We start from the raw sequence: 14303 nt of genomic DNA, 5'->3' as shown, positions 1-14303 counted from the left end.
TCCATGTGATGCAGCACGATGACGGCAGATCACGCCGCGTCCAGGGCTTCCAGGGGGGAACCGGGGGCGCGGCGTGGTCGCCTAGTCGAGCTCGGAGAGCTGGTCGCGCATGCGTTCGACGTCGGTGTCCCGCCGCTGGGACCGGTACTGCTCCAGCGCGTACTGCCAGGTCTGTCGGGCCGCCGGTTTGTCGCCGAGCCCGAGCAGCGCCCGGCCGAGCCGCTCGTGCAGCCCGGCGATGACGGTGACGTTGCCCAGCTCGCGGTACAGCTCGATGGACTTCGAGAAGTGGTCGACGGCGTCGGCGTGCCGCCCGTCGCGCTCGGCGATGAAACCGAGCGAGTCGAGGGTGTCGGCCTCGCCGGGCCGGTCGCCGAGCTCGTGGAACACGGCCAGCGCCCGCACCGCCTCCTCCTGGGCGACGTCGAGCTTGCCCAGCCGGGCCAGGTACCAGGAGACGAGGTTGCGCATCTCGCCCTCCCAGAGCCGGTTGCCGACCCGCAGCACCAGGTCGAGCGCCTTGCTGGCGTGCTCAAGGGACGCCAGGTCGTCGCTGCGCCGCTCCAGCACGAGGGCCATGGCCTGATGGGTGCGGGACAGCTGGCCGAGATCGCCGGCCCGCTCGAACAGCTCCAGCGCCTGGTTGAGCTCGGCGACGGCCTCGGACAACTGGTGCAGCCGCGAGTAGGCCCGCCCGAGCTGCCGGTGCGCGACGCCCTGCGCGTACACGCTCAGGTGGACGGAAGCGGCCGCCCCGGTCTGCCAGAGCGCGAGGTTGTCGTGGTGTCGCCCGCGCCGGTAGTAGTAGATGACCTGCCCCTCGGCCAGCTGGAACGCCGGCAGGTGCCACCCCTTCTCCATGGCGACGCGCTGCGCGGCCAGCAGGCAGCGCCGCTCCGCGTCGAACCACACCATGGGCTCGGCCGGCACGAGCGGCTGGCAGCCGGGCGGGTTCGCCAGTTTTTCGTCGCTGGACGGGAAGCTGGGGTCGAGCACACGGTTGGCGGCCACGGCGCTGTTGGCGTAGAAGACGACGACCCGCCGCAGCGCCGCCTCGGCGTCGGAGGCCCGGTTGGCGGCGTACAGGCGGACCAGGTCGTGCATCCGCCAGCGGCCGGGGCTGTCCTGCGTCACGAGGCTGCGGTGTTCCAGGTCACGCAGCGCCTGCGCGGTGCGGCCGGCCGGCAGGCCCACGAGGGAGGCGGCGGCGTGCAGGTCGATGTCGTCGCCGGGGGCCAGCCCGAGCAGGGTGAACACCTGCTCCTGGTCGGCGTTCAGGGTCTCGAACGAGCACGACAGGACGGCGGTGATGCCGGCCCCGGGATCGTCCTCGTCCAACACGCCGAGGCGGGTGGCGGCGTCGCGGAGTTCAAAGGACAGGCGGGACAGCGGCAGCCCGGGACGGATCTGCGCGCGGCCGGCGGCGATGCTCAGGGCCAGCGGGAAACCACCGCACAGGGCCGAGATCTCGGCGACGGCCTCGGGTTCGGCGGCCAGCCGCTGCGCCCCGACCCGGTTGCCGAGCAGCGCCCGCGCCTCGCCGTCGTCCAGGGTGTCGGCGATCAGCGGACGGGCGCCGTGCTTGGTGACCAGGCTGGCCAGGCGGTTGCGGCTGGTCACGATGACGGCGCAGCCGGGGCTGCCCGGCAGCAGCGGCTCGACCTGGGCCACGTCGACGGCGTTGTCCAGCACGACCAGCATGCGACGGCCGGCGACCCGGCTCCGGTACAGGGCGGCCTGCGCGTCGGGATCGGCCGGCACGGCCCGAGGCTCGACGCCCAGCGCGCCGAGAAAGCCCCGCACGGCCACGGAAGGCGACACCGGCGGCGTGGACGGGTCGAAGCCGCGCAGGTTGACGTGCAACTGGCCGTCGGGGAAGTCCTCGGTCCGCAGGTGCGCCCAGCGCAGGGCCAGCGCGGTCTTGCCGATGCCGCCGTTGCCGACGATCACCGCGATCGGCACGCCCGTGGTGTCGGACAGGGTCTCGCTCAGCGCCGCCAGCTCCGTGGACCGGCCGGCGAAGCCGGCGGGCGGGGCCGGCAGCTGCCGCGGCACGACCTGGTCGGACTGCCGGGCCGGCACGGCCAGCACCGGGTTGGCGGTGAGGATCCGCTGGTGCATCTGCCGCAGGTGGACGCCGGGATCGGCGCCCAGCTCGCCGGCCAGCCGCGCGCGCAGCGACTCGTAGTGGGCGAGCGCCTCGGCCTGCCGCCCGTTCCGGTACAGGGCGAGCATCAGCTGCCCGGCGGCCCGCTCGTCCAGGGGATGTTCGGCGGCCCGCTCGACCAGCTCCGGCACGAGCGCCGCGTGCCGCCCGAGCTGGAGCCGCAGGTCGGTGACGTCCAGCTCGGCGGCCAGCAGCTGGCGGGCCAACAGCTCGCGGGTCGCGACGGCCCACGGCGAGTCCAGCCCGGCCAGCGCCTCGCCCCGCCACAGCTCCAGGGCCTGCTCGAACAGCTCGATCGCCCGCGCCGGCTCGGCCGACATCCGGGCCCGGCCGACCAGGTGCTCGAACAGGTGCACGTCCACGGCGAGCAGGTCGGCGACCTCCAGCACGTACCCGCCGGACCGCCGCAGGAACGCCAGCTCGGGCAGGGCGCCGCGCAGCCGGGTCAGGTAGCTCTGCAAGGTGCCGGTGGCCCGCTGCGGCGCCCGGTTGCCCCACACCCGGTCCACCAGCTCGTCCACGGCAACCACGCCGTTGACGTCGATGGCCAGCGCGGCGAACACGTGCTGCTGCCGCGTGTGGCCGACCGCCGCGGGCTGGCCGCCGACCTCGGCGCCGACGCCGCCGAGCAGCCGGATCCGGACCGCCACTACACCCCCTGACCTGCGGATTCAAGCGGAGTCCAACTTTTGTGGACACGCCGTCCGGCAGACTAGCCGACAGCCGCCGCCGTTCCTGGCGTGGAGGGGTCGCCAGGAACGGCGGTCGGCCCTGATTCAGTCCCGGAGTTCCCGGTAGAACGCCCGGATGTCCTCGACCAGCGCCGCCGGCTGCTCCATCGCCGCGAAGTGCCCGCCGCGCTCGAACTCGGTGAACCGCTGGAGGTTGTAGGCCCGCGCCACCCACTCCCGCGGCGGCCGGGCGATCTCGTGCGGGAAGCTCGCGTACGCGGTCGGGGCGTCGATGTAGCCGGGGCTGGCTATCGGCGCCTCCCGGTCGCGGAACGCCTCGTAGTACAGGCGGGTCGAGGTGGCGATGGAGTTGGTCAGCCAGTAGATGCTGATGTTGGTGAGCAGGTCGTCCTTGCTGAACACCGACTCCACGTCGCCGCCGCAGTCGCTCCAGGTGCGGAACTTCTCCACGATCCAGGCGGCCAGGCCGGCGGGGGAGTCGGACAGGCCGGCGCCGAGCGTGGCCGGCTTGCTGCCCTGGATCTGGGCGTAGGCGCCTTCGCTGTTGCGCCACGCCAACTGCCCGTCGATGTAGGCCTGCTCGGCCTCGGTCAGCGGTGTGGAGTGCTCCCCGACCACGGGCCGAGCGGCCATCATGTTCACGTGGATGCCGGCCAACTGGTCGCTGTGGTCGCGGCCGAGGCAGGTGGTGATGATCGAGCCCCAGTCGCCGCCCTGCGCCGCGTACCGGCCGTAGCCGAGGACCTGGGTCATCAGCTCGTGGAAGCGGTCGGCGATGGCCACCGGGCCGATGCCGGGCGTGCCGGGGTGCTCGGAGAAGCCGTAGCCGGGCAGGCTGGGCGCGACCACGGTGAACGCGTCGGCCTGGTCGCCGCCGTGCGCGGCCGGGTCGGTCAGCGGCCCGATGATCTTGCTGACCTCCCAGAACGAGCCGGGCCAGCCGTGGCTGAACAGCAGGGGTAACGGGGCGGGGCCTTTGCCCTCGACGTGCACGAAGTGCAGCCGCGAGTCCCGCACGGACGCCGTGAACTGGGGCATCTCGTTCAGCTTGGCCTCGGCCGCCGACCAGTCGAACTTGGTCCGCCAGTACTCGACCAGCTCCGCGAGGTAGCCCGGCGGCGTGCCGTGGGTCCAGTCCGCCGACAGGGCCGGCGCGAATCTGGTGCGGGCCAGCCGTTCGCGCAGGTCGTCCAGGTCACGGGTGGGGACCGAAATTCGAAACGGCTTCACGCCCTCGCCTCCAGTGATCGCGTGGTCACGGTCATCATGGTGGTCATGAACGGCTGGGTGCGTCCAGTGACTAAGGCCTGGGTGGTGCGCGACTTCGTGCCGGGTCCCGACGTGGACGAGTTCGCCGAGCCGGAGCAGGTGATCGCCGAGCTGGCCCGGCCGGGCGCCGCCCTCGGCACGCTGCTGGCCGTGCAGCATCCCCACCGGACGCCGGCCGCGCGGGCCCGCGGACTGGGCCTCACCGAGGCGCTGCCGATCGCCCGTGAGGCGCTGGATCACTTGCGCGCCAACCACTATCGCGAGGTTCACGACGTCGTCGCGCCGTACCGGGTGGACGGTCCCGACGGCTCCGCCCACGGGGTGCTGTGCCTGGTCGACCCGGCCGAGGTGGGGCGGGTCCGGCACACCGAGGAGGTGTTCCCGGAGGTCGTGGCCGAGCGGTCGGCGGTGCTGTCCGGGCTGGGCTGCGCCACCAGCGCCGCGATGCTCGTGCCCGTCTCGGACGGAGCGGTGCTCACCTCGCTGCTCTCGGACGTGTGTGACGAACTGGACGAACCGGCGGTGTCCGTTGTGGACTCGGCCGGGCGGCAGCACCGGATGTGGTTGCTGGGGAAGGGCTCCCGGCAGACCGAGCTGCTGGAGCTGCTCCAGCGGCAGTCGCTGCTCGTCGCCGACGGCAACCACCGGGTGGCGGCCGCCGGCGGCGCGTCGCTGCTGGCGTTGATCACCGCCGGGCCGGGCCTGCGCATCGGGGCGATCGACCGGGTGCTCATCGGCACCGGCCTCGACGCGGACACGCTCTACCGCAAGTGGCGGGACTTCGGGCTCGCGGTCACCCGGGGCGGCGATCCCCGGCCGCCTCGGCGGCCCGGGGTCGTGGTCGCGCTGGTCGGCAGCGAGGTGCTGCGGGTCGTGCTGCCCGATGTGGGCGCGGAGAAGCCGCAGATCGATCACGGCGTGGTGGAGCAGATCCTCGTCCACGACGCGCTGGGCATCGATCCCGACGGTCCCTCGCTTCGCGCCGCGCCCGCCGGGCGACCGCTGCCGCCCGGTGTGGACGCCCTGCTGCAACTGGCCCCCGTGCCGTTCGGGGACGTGCTCGCCGTGCACGCCGAGGGGCGTCGAATGCCTCGAAAGGCAACGTATTTCACGCCGAAACCCCGCAGCGGGCTGCTCCTCGCGGCGCTGTGACGGGGACTTCGGTTAGGGTCGTGGCATGGCAGTGCGGGCAGTTCGTGGCGCGACGCAGATCGACGCCGACGAGAGGGAGCAGTTGCTCGAGGCGACCGCGGAGCTGGTCGACGAGGTGCTCAAGCGCAACGGGCTGGAGCCCGACGACCTGATCAGCGTCGTGCTCACGGCGACACCGGACATCAAGTGCGAGTTCCCGGCCTACGCCGCGCGCATGGCCGGCCTGGCCGACGTGCCGCTGCTGTCCGCGACCGAGATCGACGTGACCGGCGCCATGCCCCGGGTCATCCGGCTGCTGGCCCACGTGGAGACCGATCTCACCCGCGCCGAGATCAAGCACGCCTACCTCCGCGGCGCCGCCGCCCTCCGCACGGATCTGCCGCACTGACCCCGCAGCGGGGACCCGGATGCAGGGAAGGACGCCTTACCCTCGTTGAACGCAGGGAAGGACGCCTTACCTGCATGCGGCCATGCAGGTAAGGCGTCCTTCCCTGCATGTCATCGTCCCTGATTCGTTGATCGGCCGGGGCACCAGGCAGAATGGGTGCGGACGGTCGGCGACTTCAGGAGGCGTTACGGTGGAACGCGGCGAGCTGCGTGGTGTGGTGGCCCTGGACGGGCCCTCCGGCACCGGCAAGTCCACCGTCGCCCGCAGGCTCGCGACGCAGCTGGGCGCACGCTACCTCGACACGGGTGCGATGTACCGCGCGGCGACCGTGGCCGTGCTGCGCGCCGGCGTCGACCCGATGGACGCCGACCGCGTGCGGGACGCCGTGGCCCGGGCCGAGCTGAAGGTCACCACCGACCCGCGGGCGCAGGCCACCACGCTGGACGGCGACGACGTCAGCGCGGAGATCCGCGGCCCGGAGGTCACCCTCGCGGTGTCCCCGGTGTCGGCGGTGCCCGAGGTGCGGGCCCAGCTCGTCGCCCAGCAGAGGTCGATCATCGCGACGGCGCTGGCCGAGGCCGGCGGCATCGTGGTCGAGGGCCGTGACATCGGCACCACCGTCGCCCCGGACGCCGGCCTGAAGGTGTACCTGACGGCGTCGGCGCAGGCCCGGGCCGAGCGCCGGACCAAGCAGGACGCCTCCCAGGGCCGGCAGTCGACCGTGGACGCGACGCTGGCCGATGTGCGCCGCCGCGACACGTACGACTCGACCCGCGCGGTGTCCCCGGCCAGGGCGGCCGACGACGCCGTCGAGCTGGACACCACGAACCTGGACCTGCCGGGTGTGCTCGCGGAGCTGATGTCCATGGTCGAGGACCGCGGCCTGCGTGCCGTCCCGACCGGGAGCGCGCGTGAACACTGACCTGCCAGAAGGCTCCATACCCTGGCTCCATGAATTCGCCCGCTGGCTGGGCACCTTCATCTTCGTGCCGTTCTACCGCCTGCGTGTGCACGGCCGCGAGAACGTGCCGGCCACCGGCCCGGTGCTGATGATCGCCAACCACAGCACCATGGTCGACGGCCCGGTGCTGTTCGCGACCTCGCCGCGGCGGCCCGTCTTCCTGATCAAGAGCGAGATGTTCAAGGGCCCGCTGGGCTTCCTGCTGCCGCGCATCGGCCAGATCTCGATCAAGCGCGGCGAGCCCGACCGGGCCCCGCTGATGACGGCGGTCCGTATCCTCAGGGCGGGCGGCCAGGTCGGCATCTTCCCCGAGGGCACTCGTGGGGCGGGCGACGTCGACGAGGCCCACAACGGCGCCGCCTGGCTGGCCCGCACGTCGGGCGCGGTGGTGCTGCCGGTGGCCTGCCGCGGCACGCTGCGACCGGCCGGCGTCACCCGGCGCCGGTTCCGGCCCGCCGTGGACGTGCTGGTGGGCAAGCCGTTCGAACTTCCGGCCGACAAGGGCCGTGCCGCGTTGACCACCGCCACCGAGCGGATCCGGGTCGAGCTGGCCGACCTCGTGGCCGAACTGGATCGCCGTCGGGCAGGTCGCCCGGCGGCGAGCACAAGCAAGGAGCACGAGGCGTGAGCGAGTTGGACGGCACCTGGAGCGACGAGGCCGAGTGGGCCGCCGTCGACGGCGGTGCGGAGCAGGGCGACGGCGATTCGGGCGCGGTCCCGCAGCCGGTGCTGGCCGTGGTCGGCCGGCCGAACGTGGGCAAGTCGACGCTGGTCAACCGGATCCTCGGCCGCCGCGAGGCGGTCGTGCAGGACACGCCCGGCGTGACCAGGGACCGGGTCGCCTACGACGCGCTGTGGAGCGGCCGGAAGTTCACCGTGGTGGACACCGGCGGCTGGGAGCCGGACGCCAGCGGGTTGCAGGCGTCCGTGGCTCAGCAGGCCGAGATGGCGATGCAGACCGCCGACACGATCATGGTCGTGGTGGACGCGTCGGTCGGCGCGACCGCCACCGACGAGGCCGTGGCCAAGGTGCTGCGCCGGTCGAAGCGGCCGGTCCTGCTGGTGGCCAACAAGGTCGACGACGACCGGCTGACCGCCGACGTGGCCTCGCTGTGGTCGCTGGGCCTGGGCCAGCCGTATCCGGTCAGCGGTCTGCACGGCCGCGGCTCGGGCGACCTGCTCGACGCCATCCTGGAGGCGCTGCCCGAGACGCCGCGTGACGACTACGTCGAGCGCATCGGCGGCCCGCGCCGGGTGGCGCTGATCGGCAAGCCCAACGTGGGCAAGTCCAGCCTGCTCAACCGGCTGTCCGGCGAGCAGCGCGCGGTGGTCGACTCCGTCGCCGGCACCACCGTCGACCCGGTGGACTCGCTGGTCGAGCTGGACGACGAGGTGTGGCGCTTCGTCGACACGGCCGGCCTGCGCAAGCGGGTCAACTTCGCCAGCGGCACCGAGTACTACGCCTCGCTGCGCACCAAGGCGGCCATCGACGCGGCCGAGGTCGCCATCGTGCTGCTGGACGCCAGCGAGCCGATCGCCGAGCAGGACCTCCGCGTCGTGACCATGGTCGTGGAGGCCGGCAAGGCGCTGGTGCTGGCCATGAACAAGTGGGACCTGGTCGACGAGGACCGCCGCTACCAGCTGGAGAAGGAGCTGGAGCGGGGCCTGGTGCGGGTGCCGTGGGCGCAGCGGATCAACGTCTCCGCCGCCACCGGCCGCTCGGTGCGCAAGCTGGCCCCGGCCCTGCGCACCGCGCTGACCTCGTGGGACTCCCGGATCCCGACCGGCGCGCTGAACTCCTGGCTGTCCGACCTGATCGCCGCGACGCCGCCGCCGGTGCGCAGCGGCAAGCAGCCCAAGGTGCTGTTCGCGACGCAGGCCCAGACCCGGCCGCCGACGATCGTGCTGTTCACCACCGGCTTCCTGGAGGCCGGCTACCGCCGGTTCATCGAGCGCAAGCTGCGCGAGCAGTTCGGCTTCGTCGGCACGCCCATCCAGATCTCCGTGCGGGTGCGGGAGAAGAAGCCGCGCAAGGGATAGCGCATGCCGGTACGGGTGGTGCTCGCCGAGGACGATCCCGCGCTGCGGGCCGGCCTTCGCCTGCTGCTGGAGGCCGGCGGCCGGGTCGAGGTCGTCGCCGAAGTCGACCCGGGGCCGAAGCTGCCGTCGCTGGTGCGCGCGCAGCGGCCGGACGTCGTGCTGATCAGCGACGTGTCGGCGCTGCGTGGTCTGGTTGTGGGCGGCCTTGACGGCGGCCCGCCGGTGGCGGTGCTGGCGTCGTCCGTTGTGGACGATGACGTGACCCGGGCCATCGATCTCGGCGCGCTGGGTTTTCTGCTGGCCGACGCCGAGCCGGAGAGCCTGGTGCGGGCGGTGCTCGACCTGGCGGCCGGCGGCGTGGTGTTCGACCCGCGGGTGGCGGCGCTTCTGCTGCCCCGACTGCGGAGTAATCCGTTGCCGGACAACGAGTTGCTGCACGGACTGTCCACACGGGAGCGTCAGGTGCTCGACCTGATCGCCGGCGGCCGGTCCAACGGGACGATCGCCGCGGAGCTGGGGCTGACCGAGGCGACCGTGAAGAGCTACGTGTCGACGCTGCTGGGCAAGCTCGGCGTGCGCAACCGCGTGCAGGCCGCGCTGATCGTCCGACAGATCCGGCCGTAACGGTTACAGTGCCTCGTGACCTCGCAGCGTGTGCGCAATCCCTGGGGGCAGGGTGAGCGGCTGCGGCTGGAGATTCTCGACTCGGCCGCCCGGCTGCTGTCCGAGCTGGGCGGCGAGCAGGGGCTGACCATCCGGGGCGTCGCCCGCGCCACCGGCATCGCGCCGGCCAGCATCTACCAGCACTTCGCCGACAAGGCCGCGCTGGTCGAGGGCCTGATCGAGTTCGACTACCAGCAGCTGTCGACGGCCATGGCCGAGGCCGACGGGCAGTGTCCGGCCGATGCGGTGCTGGACCGGGTCAAGGCGCAGATGCGGGCCTACTGCCTGTTCGCGATGGCCCACCCCGGGCACTACCGGCTGATGCTCAACAACCGGCCGGTGACCACGCCGCCGTCCGGGCCGCTGGTCGACATCGTGAAGATGCTGATCGACGCGTTCGAACGCTGCGAGCGGGCCGGGGTGCGGCTGCGGGTGCCGGCGCGACGGGCCGCGATCATCGTGTTCGTCGGCGCCCACGGCTGGGTCGCGCTGCTGCACGCCTCGGAGAACGCCGCCCAGGGGCCCTCCATCCTCGACTTCGTGGACGAGCTGGTCTGGCTCGTCACGGAGTGACCCCGGTCACTCGCTCGCCGCTACTAGTTGGATAGCGCAACCAAATGACGCTATGCTGGCCAAGTCAGTGAACGATCGTTTGGTGACTGGGGGTCACAGTGACCGATTTTCCTTCTGGGACGGAAACCCTGCCCGTGTCCGAGATCGTGCCGGACTTCCCGATGGCCCGAGCGGACAAGTGCCCGTTCGACCCGCCGCCGCAGGTGCTCGCGGCCGACCCGGTCAGCCGGGTGCGGATCTGGGACGGCAGCACGCCGTGGCTGATCACCGACTACGAACTGCAACGCTCCGTGCTCGGCGACCCACGCTTCAGCGCCGACAGCCGCAAGGCCGGCTTCCCCGCGCAGACGGCCGCCATCCTGGCCCGGCGCGAGAACAGCCGGGCGTTCATCTCGATGGACGACCCCGAGCACGACCGGCACCGCAAGATGCTGACCCGTAACTTCATGATCAAGCGGGTGGAGGCCATGCGGCCGCGCGTCCAGGAGATCGTCGACGGCCTGATCGACGACATGCTGGCCGGCGACAAGCCCGCCGACCTGGTCACCGACTTCGCGCTGCCGGTGCCGTCGCTGGTCATCTGCGAGCTGCTCGGCGTGCCGTACTCGGACCACGACTTCTTCCAGGCCCGCAGCAAGAAGCTGGTCGCCCGCAGCACGCCCGTCGAGGAAGCGGTCAAGGCCGGCGACGAGCTGCGCCAGTACCTGCTGGACCTGGTGGCGGCCAAGGAGAAGGAGCCGACCGACGACCTGATCGGCCGCCTGGTCAGCGACCAGCTGGCCACCGGCGAGCTGACCCGCCGCGAGGTCGCCGACATGGCGGTGCTGATGCTCGTCGCCGGGCACGAGACCACCGCCAACATGATCGGGCTCGGCACGCTCGCGCTGCTGGAGCACCCCGAGCAGCTGGCCGAGCTGCGCGACACCGAGGACCCGAAGCTCGTCGCCAACGCCGTCGAGGAACTGTTGCGGTACCTGACGATCGTGCACACCGGGCGGCGCCGCGTGGCCACCGAGGACGTCGAGGTCGCCGGCCAGCTGGTGCGGGCGGGCGAGGGCGTCATCCTGGCCAACGACGCCGGCAACCGGAACGAGGACGCCTTCCCCGAGCCCGATCGGCTGGACATCCACCGGCAGGCGCGGCACCACATCGCCTTCGGCTTCGGCGTGCACCAGTGTCTGGGCCAGCCGCTGGCCCGGATGGAGCTCCAGGTCGTCTACAGCACGCTGTACCGGCGGATCCCCACGCTGAAGCTGGCCGTCCCGTTCGAGGACGTCCAGTTCAAGCACGACGCGTTCGTGTACGGCGTCCACTCGCTTCCCGTGACCTGGTAAGGAAATCCGGCCATGAAGGTGCTCATCGATCAGGACAAGTGCGTGGGCGCGGGGCAGTGCGTGCTGTTGGCGCCCGACGTGTTCGACCAGCGTGACGAGGACGGCGTCGTCGTGCTGCTGCAGGAGTTCCCGCCCGCATCGCTGCATGACGACGTCCGTCAGGCCGCCCGGGTGTGCCCGGCGCTGGCCATCGACCTGGAAGAGCAGTGATCGCTGTTGTCGGGGCGTCGGCCGCGGGTCTCACCGCGGCCCAGACGCTCCGCCGTGAGGGGTACGAGGGCCCGCTGACGGTCGTCGGCGACGAGGAACACATGCCGTACGACCGTCCGCCGCTGTCCAAGCAGGTCCTCTCCGGGGTCTGGGAGCCGTCGAAGATCGCTCTCCAGTCCACTGTGGACGACATCGAGTGGCGGCTGGGGGTGCGGGCCGTCGGGCTCGATGTCGGGGGCCGCCGGCTCGCACTGTCCACCGGGGACTCTCTGACGTACGACAAGCTGGTCATCGCCACCGGCGTCACCCCTCGGCGGCTGCCCTTCGGTCAGGACCTCGCGGGCGTGCACACCCTGCGGACTTTGCCCGATGCCCTGGCGTTCAAGGAGGAGCTGGCCACCGCGCGGTCGGTGGTGATCGTCGGGGCCGGCTTCATGGGCTCCGAGGTGGCCGCCGTGGCGTCAGGCATGGGTGCGGACGTCACCGTCGTCGATCCTCTGTCGGCGCCCATGATCCGTCAGTTCGGGCCCTGGCTCGGTGGGCTCGTCGCCAAGCTGCACGCCGACCACGGCGTGCGGATGCGCCTCGGTGTCGGCGTCACCGGCCTGGTCGGCTCTGGCCGTGTCGAAGGGGTCGAGCTGGCCGACGGCACCGTGCTGCCGGCCGATGTGGTGCTGGTGGCCATCGGATCCGTGCCGAACACCGCGTGGCTGGCCGGCAGCGGCCTGTCCCTGACCGACGGCGTCGACTGCGACTCGCTGTGCCGGGCGGCCCCGAACGTCGTGGCCGCCGGCGACGTCGCTTCGTGGACCCATCCCGTCCATGGCCGGCGGATCCGGGTCGAGCACCGCATGAACGCCACCGAACAGGGCATGGCCGCCGCCCGCACCCTGCTCGGCAAGGGCGAGCCGTATTCGCCGATCCCGTACTTCTGGACCGACCAGTACGACGTCAAGATCCAGGCCTACGGCACCTTCCCCGAGGACGCCGTGCCGTCGGTCGCCGCCGGCGACGTCGGCGCCGGTCGGTTCACCGCCCTGTACGTGGCCGACGGCCGGGTCGCCGGCGTTGTCGGCTGGAACCTGCCGCGCGACACCCGCCAGCTCCGGGCCCGCATCGGCGAGCCGGCGTAGGGGCCGTTTCCCCGGCTCACGGACCGGTCAAATATGACCGGTCCGTGACCTGGCCCGGGCCGATACGGCCCGGCAGGATCTAGGGCGATGGCCTCGGACGTCGCGTTCTTGGGGGGAGGGGACGCGGCCCCGTGGCTCATCGGCTCGCCGGACCTGGACCCCCAGACCCGGTTCCGGCGAGCCGTACCTCACGCGCCGCTGCCGTAGTCGCGGGTCAGGATCTCCAGGTTGTGCCCGTCCGGGTCCGGGAAGTAGACGCCCCGGCCCCCGTCGTTGGTGTTGATCTCCCCCGGCCGCTGCCGGTGCGGATCCGCCCAGTACGGCAGGCCCGCCGCCCGGATCCGCTCGAAGATCGGCTGGAACTGCTCGTCGGCCACCTTGAACGCGTAGTGCAGCGACCCGATCTCGCCGTCCACGCGCATGAAGTCGAGGCTCACGCCGTTGTCCAGCGAGACCACCCGGAACGGCCCGAACGTGATCGGCGCCGCCACCCCCAGCACCTCGGCCAGGAACGTCGCGGACTTGTGGGGATCGGAGGCGGGAACGATGGTGTGGTTCAGTTCGACGGCCATGAATCCACGGTAGAACCTCAAGTCCGCTGGAGGTCTACCCCCGTTCGAGGTGCGCGTTCCTGCCTGCTCGGCAACGCCCTGTTCGGCCTATGGTGGCTGGCGTTGGTGGCCGCCGGCCGGGCCGTTCGTGAAGGCATCGGGATTGGCGTGGCGACGACCGCCGCTGATTGGTCAGGATGGTGCGGTGTCCCAGCGTGAACTCGTGGTCCTCGGCTCGGCCAGCCAGACGCCGACCCGGCACCGCAACCACAACGGCTACCTGCTGCGCTTCGACCGCGAGGGCATCCTGTTCGACCCGGGCGAGGGCACCCAGCGGCAGATGATCCTGGCCGGGCGGTCCGCCACCGAGATCACCCGCATCTGCGTCACCCACTTCCACGGCGACCACAGCCTCGGCCTCGCCGGCACCATCCAGCGGCTGTCCCTCGACAACGTGCCTCACCCCGTGCACTGCTACTACCCGGCGTCCGGGCAGGTGTACTTCGACCGCCTCCGCCACGCGACCTCCTTCCACGAGCGGGCCACCCTCGTCCCCGTTCCGTTGCATGCGGACGGTCCCGTCGACGCCTCGCTGTCGGTCGCCGCCCTGGAGCACCGGATCGACTGCTACGGCTACCGCTTCGCCGAGCCCGACGGCCGCCGCATGCGCCCCGACCGCCTCGCCGCCGCGGGCGTTCGCGGCCCCCTGATCAGCGAGCTCCAGCGGGCCGGTGTCGTGTCAGTGGAGGGTCGCTCTGTCACCCTCGACGAAGTCAGCGTCCCCCGCGCCGGCCAGGTATTCGCCTTCGTCATGGACACCCGCCTCTGCCCCGGCGCTGTCACCCTCGCCAAGGAAGCTGACCTCCTCGTCGCCGAGTCCACCTTTCTCGATGCCGACCAGGCCTTGGCCCACTCCTACTACCACCTCACCTCCCGCGAAGCCGGCCGCCTCGCCGCCGAATCCGGCGCCCGCGAGCTGGTGCTCACCCACTTCTCCCAGCGCTACCCGTACGACGAGGCCGAGCGTTTCCGCGACGAGGCGGCCTTGGAGTTCAAGGGCGAGATCCACCTGGCGGTCGACCTGGCCACCATCCCCCTACCCACCCGCCAATAACCGCGAGTCCCGCTCTCGGGCAAGCATGTGTTGAGTTCATGCCTGCCCGAGAGCGG

General features: G+C 72.0%; 14 protein-coding genes. 11 read left to right on the top strand and 3 right to left on the bottom strand.

All coding sequences use genetic code 11. From position 1 onward, the window contains the following. Positions 1-81 precede the first annotated feature (81 nt). Positions 82-2817, bottom strand: a complete 2736-nt coding sequence (locus AB0M73_RS44280; protein WP_363905174.1) for a BTAD domain-containing putative transcriptional regulator — start codon at positions 2815-2817, stop codon at positions 82-84. A gap of 126 nt (positions 2818-2943) precedes the next feature. After that, a complete protein-coding gene (locus AB0M73_RS44275) occupies positions 2944-4089 on the bottom strand; it encodes an epoxide hydrolase family protein (protein WP_363905171.1) in 1146 nt (381 codons plus the stop codon). A 45-nt stretch (positions 4090-4134) separates the two neighbouring features. Between AB0M73_RS44275 and AB0M73_RS44270 the strand changes: the two genes are divergently transcribed. The 10 genes from AB0M73_RS44270 to AB0M73_RS44225 all read left to right on the top strand — a co-directional run bounded on the left by AB0M73_RS44270 (position 4135) and on the right by AB0M73_RS44225 (position 12582). Continuing rightward, a complete protein-coding gene (locus tag AB0M73_RS44270; protein WP_363905230.1) occupies positions 4135-5280 on the top strand; it encodes a DUF1015 family protein in 1146 nt (381 codons plus the stop codon). A 25-nt stretch (positions 5281-5305) separates the two neighbouring features. Continuing rightward, a complete protein-coding gene (gene aroH / locus AB0M73_RS44265; protein ID WP_043724195.1) occupies positions 5306-5668 on the top strand; it encodes a chorismate mutase in 363 nt (120 codons plus the stop codon). Positions 5669-5858: 190 nt separating this feature from the next. Next, positions 5859-6590, top strand: a complete 732-nt coding sequence (gene cmk / locus AB0M73_RS44260) for a (d)CMP kinase (protein WP_363905168.1) — start codon at positions 5859-5861, stop codon at positions 6588-6590. Beyond that, positions 6580-7257 (top strand): lysophospholipid acyltransferase family protein, encoded by a 678-nt coding sequence (locus tag AB0M73_RS44255; protein WP_363905165.1) that lies wholly within the window; start codon positions 6580-6582, stop codon positions 7255-7257. Before cmk ends, AB0M73_RS44255 begins: the two co-directional genes overlap by 11 nt. Next, complete coding sequence (gene der, locus AB0M73_RS44250; RefSeq protein ID WP_363905162.1) at positions 7254-8669, top strand: ribosome biogenesis GTPase Der; 1416 nt, start codon at positions 7254-7256, stop codon at positions 8667-8669. The genes AB0M73_RS44255 and der overlap by 4 nt, the downstream gene beginning before the upstream one ends. A 3-nt stretch (positions 8670-8672) precedes the next feature. After that, positions 8673-9293: a response regulator transcription factor gene (locus AB0M73_RS44245; protein WP_363905159.1), complete on the top strand. Its 621-nt coding sequence runs from the start codon at positions 8673-8675 to the stop codon at positions 9291-9293. 15 nt (positions 9294-9308) lie between these two features. Then, on the top strand, positions 9309-9905 hold the full coding sequence (locus tag AB0M73_RS44240; RefSeq protein ID WP_363905156.1) for a TetR/AcrR family transcriptional regulator: 597 nt from the start codon (positions 9309-9311) through the stop codon (positions 9903-9905). 161 nt (positions 9906-10066) lie between these two features. After that, positions 10067-11239, top strand: coding sequence for a cytochrome P450 (locus AB0M73_RS44235; RefSeq protein WP_363905227.1), 1173 nt, complete (start codon positions 10067-10069; stop codon positions 11237-11239). Between the two features lie 12 nt (positions 11240-11251). Next, a complete protein-coding gene (locus tag AB0M73_RS44230) occupies positions 11252-11449 on the top strand; it encodes a ferredoxin (protein WP_363905153.1) in 198 nt (65 codons plus the stop codon). Continuing rightward, positions 11446-12582: an FAD/NAD(P)-binding oxidoreductase gene (locus tag AB0M73_RS44225; RefSeq protein ID WP_363905150.1), complete on the top strand. Its 1137-nt coding sequence runs from the start codon at positions 11446-11448 to the stop codon at positions 12580-12582. Before AB0M73_RS44230 ends, AB0M73_RS44225 begins: the two co-directional genes overlap by 4 nt. A gap of 188 nt (positions 12583-12770) precedes the next feature. Here AB0M73_RS44225 and AB0M73_RS44220 read toward each other — a convergent pair whose 3' ends face one another. Further along, on the bottom strand, positions 12771-13154 hold the full coding sequence (locus AB0M73_RS44220; RefSeq protein WP_363905147.1) for a VOC family protein: 384 nt from the start codon (positions 13152-13154) through the stop codon (positions 12771-12773). 184 nt (positions 13155-13338) lie between these two features. Here AB0M73_RS44220 and AB0M73_RS44215 point away from each other — a divergent pair, with 184 nt between their 5' ends. Continuing rightward, entirely contained in the window at positions 13339-14247 is a 909-nt protein-coding gene (locus tag AB0M73_RS44215; protein ID WP_363905144.1) for a ribonuclease Z, read from the top strand. Positions 14248-14303: the final 56 nt, after the last annotated feature.

The organism is Kutzneria sp. NPDC051319 (assembly GCF_040682195.1).
GTDB lineage: Bacteria > Actinomycetota > Actinomycetes > Mycobacteriales > Pseudonocardiaceae > Kutzneria.
The sequence above is the reverse complement of the archived record's forward strand: the minus strand, read 5'-3'. Positions and strand labels throughout refer to the sequence as shown.

Coding starts and splice junctions, on each gene's coding strand:
- AB0M73_RS44270 (WP_363905230.1), top strand. CDS start 4,135: ATGAACGGCTGGGTGCGTCCAGTGACTAAGGCCTGGGTGGTGCGCGAC.
- AB0M73_RS44220 (WP_363905147.1), bottom strand. CDS start 13,154: ATGGCCGTCGAACTGAACCACACCATCGTTCCCGCCTCCGATCCCCAC.
- AB0M73_RS44230 (WP_363905153.1), top strand. CDS start 11,252: ATGAAGGTGCTCATCGATCAGGACAAGTGCGTGGGCGCGGGGCAGTGC.
- aroH (WP_043724195.1), top strand. CDS start 5,306: ATGGCAGTGCGGGCAGTTCGTGGCGCGACGCAGATCGACGCCGACGAG.
- AB0M73_RS44235 (WP_363905227.1), top strand. CDS start 10,067: ATGGCCCGAGCGGACAAGTGCCCGTTCGACCCGCCGCCGCAGGTGCTC.
- AB0M73_RS44245 (WP_363905159.1), top strand. CDS start 8,673: ATGCCGGTACGGGTGGTGCTCGCCGAGGACGATCCCGCGCTGCGGGCC.